We start from the raw sequence: 2,560 nt of genomic DNA, 5'->3' as shown, positions 1-2,560 counted from the left end.
TCATAGAAACGATTACGCATCGTTAATACTAGAATTAAACAAAGAATGATTCCACCAGCAATAACAACGACAATTAAAAAGATAGTTGCAAATTGTTGCATATTTTCTAAAGAAGAAATAGTGCGTTGATAAATGCCATCATTGGCATTTAAGCTATAAGTTTCAAAATCAATATCCGTTGATGATTTTGCCAGTTCAATAAAAGCATCAATATGATCAGGATCATCGAGATAATAAGTAGCACTAGAAATTTTTTGTTCATCACCATTTAAACTTTGAGCAACCGATAAATCAGTATAAATTTGATTAATTGGATTTTGACGATTACTCATCATATCACCCATTTGATTACTAGCTTCAATTGTATAAATCCCAATGATCGTTAAAGTAACTGTTTTAGTTTCATCATTTGTAGCTTTAAAACTAATGGTATCACCAACTTGAAGGTCATTATCACTGGCAAGAGTTGCTTCAATAACACAGTTTTGGCTATTTACATCTTCATTAGTTAATAATCGCCCGGAACTTAAAACATAATTTTCTTCTTCAAAATTGGATAGATAGGTCATTGTGGTATTACCAACGATTGTAAAATCCGCTTCTTTCATATTTTCATTTTCTGGTCTAATATTAATTTCACCATTATTTGTGGTCATTTCCACCGGATTAATTTGATCACTAGTAGCGCCAATACTTAAAGTATAATTATAGTTTTCTACATATTTAAGATCTTTTAAAGAATCGGCCATTTCCACCGTGATATCTTCTAAAGTATCTTCCATTGAAGCCCCTTTTTCACGCTTTTTCATTAAATTTTGCATTTGATAAGAAAATGTTACTTCACTGTCTAAAGAAGTACGCACTTGGCTGATTGATTGTAATGATGCTGATTGGATTGATAAACCAGCAATAATTAAATTGGAAATAATAAACATCAAAAACAATAATAATAAACTTCTCCCCACGTTTTTCTTAATGCTTAATAATGCATTTTTAATCATTCACTCTCCTCCTTTTTACAACTTTAGTCTAATCAATAAATAAAATCAAATAATCAAAACAATGTGTGAAAAAAACTCAAACCTGTAAAAATTATTTACTTTCTTAAATGGTTGTATCGTTTATTAATATATGCTTAAATATTATTTGAGGATGGTGATATGGATTGAATAAAATGTTCTTTTTTGATATTGATGGTACTTTAGCGATAAAAGGAAAGATTCCTGAAAGTAATTTAGAAGCTTTAAAAAGGTTAAAAGAAATGGGTTATTTAACGTTTATTTGTACAGGACGAGCTCCTTTTTATGCTAAAGGATTGTTTAAAGATTTAATTAGTGGTTATGTTGCTTGTAATGGTCGTTATATTATTTATAATGATGAAAAAATATTTGGTAAAGTTTTAACAAAACAGGAAATTGAAAATTATCAAACAAAAGTTAAACAACTTGATTGTGGAGCAATGTTTGTAAGCGATGAATATTCTTGTACTTATAATTTAAATAGACAGCAAATCAATGAAGTAAAACAAGAATATGGAAATGAGCGGATCAAGGAAGGGTATAGTTTTGATAACTATTATACTTTTGATCTTTTTTATCCAACATTAGAAAAACGTGATCAATTAATTTCATTATTTAAAGATGATCTAGTTATCAATGATCATGGTGGTCATGGTTCTTGTGATTGTTCAACGATTGGTTTTGATAAAGGCGATGGTATCAAGTATTTAATGGATCATTTTAAAATCAGTAAAGAAAATGTTTATGCTTTTGGTGATGGTTATAATGATTTAGCGATGTTTAGAAACGCAGGTCATGCAATTGCCATGGGTAATGCAGTTGCTATATTAAAAGAAAAAGCAACTTATATTACTGATGATATTTTAAATGATGGCATCATTAATGCTTTAAAACATGAAAATATTCTTTGATCTTGAGTTTTAACTCAAGATTTTTAGCTTTAAAATATCCATATATCATTAATTTCGATGTTTTTTAACTTATGTTACAATCAATAAATATTATAAATAAAACTTACGATAATATCTTTTTTATATGTTATAAGGACAGTTAACAAAAATTGTCAACTGTCTTTATAATTGTATTGATAAAATAAATACTTTTGAAAATACCATTAATCCGTATCAACAATATAGCTATTTATTGATATTATCACTTATCATCACGTAATCCAATATAAATGCAAATATTTGAAAAAATAAATAATCCAATATATGGTATACTGACAAAATCTTTAAAAATCCAATAATTAATCAAAATTCCAATCAACCAAATACTGTCTATAATTACAAAAGTTTTAAGCATTTTATTATTCCAAAGTTTTTTCATTTTTGTGTCCTCAACATCTTTTTTAGGTTAGCTTAAGCTAATTTGATTTTATCGAAAATATTTATTGTCTGTCAATTCATTTTACTTTTGTTAAGATTTATTAAGAGCTACTTATCAAAAAATATGTTGATTAACTAGGAATAAATTTGTCTAGAAATATAATCATTAAAATAGTTTTTTCTAGTTTTATTTGTCTGCAAGGATTATCAATT

Annotated in this window: 3 protein-coding genes; 1 reads left to right on the top strand and 2 read right to left on the bottom strand. The window is 26.9% G+C overall.

Annotated elements, in window-relative coordinates:
• The coding region (locus tag J7M77_RS08540; protein WP_296877487.1) for an ABC transporter permease at window positions 1-1,001 on the bottom strand (1,001 nt) is incomplete at its 3' end.
• 173 nt (window positions 1,002-1,174) lie between these two features.
• On the opposite strand from J7M77_RS08540, the gene J7M77_RS08535 reads away from it, so the two are divergent.
• Window positions 1,175-1,930, top strand: a complete 756-nt coding sequence (locus J7M77_RS08535; RefSeq protein ID WP_296877490.1) for a Cof-type HAD-IIB family hydrolase — start codon at window positions 1,175-1,177, stop codon at window positions 1,928-1,930.
• A 241-nt stretch (window positions 1,931-2,171) separates the two neighbouring features.
• Here J7M77_RS08535 and J7M77_RS08530 read toward each other — a convergent pair whose 3' ends face one another.
• The gene (locus tag J7M77_RS08530; protein WP_296877486.1) at window positions 2,172-2,348 is read right to left on the bottom strand and encodes a hypothetical protein; all 177 of its coding nucleotides are present in this window, start codon (window positions 2,346-2,348) and stop codon (window positions 2,172-2,174) included.
• Window positions 2,349-2,560 lie beyond the last annotated feature (212 nt).

It is taken from the genome of Thomasclavelia sp., assembly GCF_017889095.1.
Classification (GTDB): domain Bacteria; phylum Bacillota_I; class Bacilli_A; order Erysipelotrichales; family Coprobacillaceae; genus Thomasclavelia.
The sequence above is the reverse complement of the archived record's forward strand: the minus strand, read 5'-3'. Positions and strand labels throughout refer to the sequence as shown.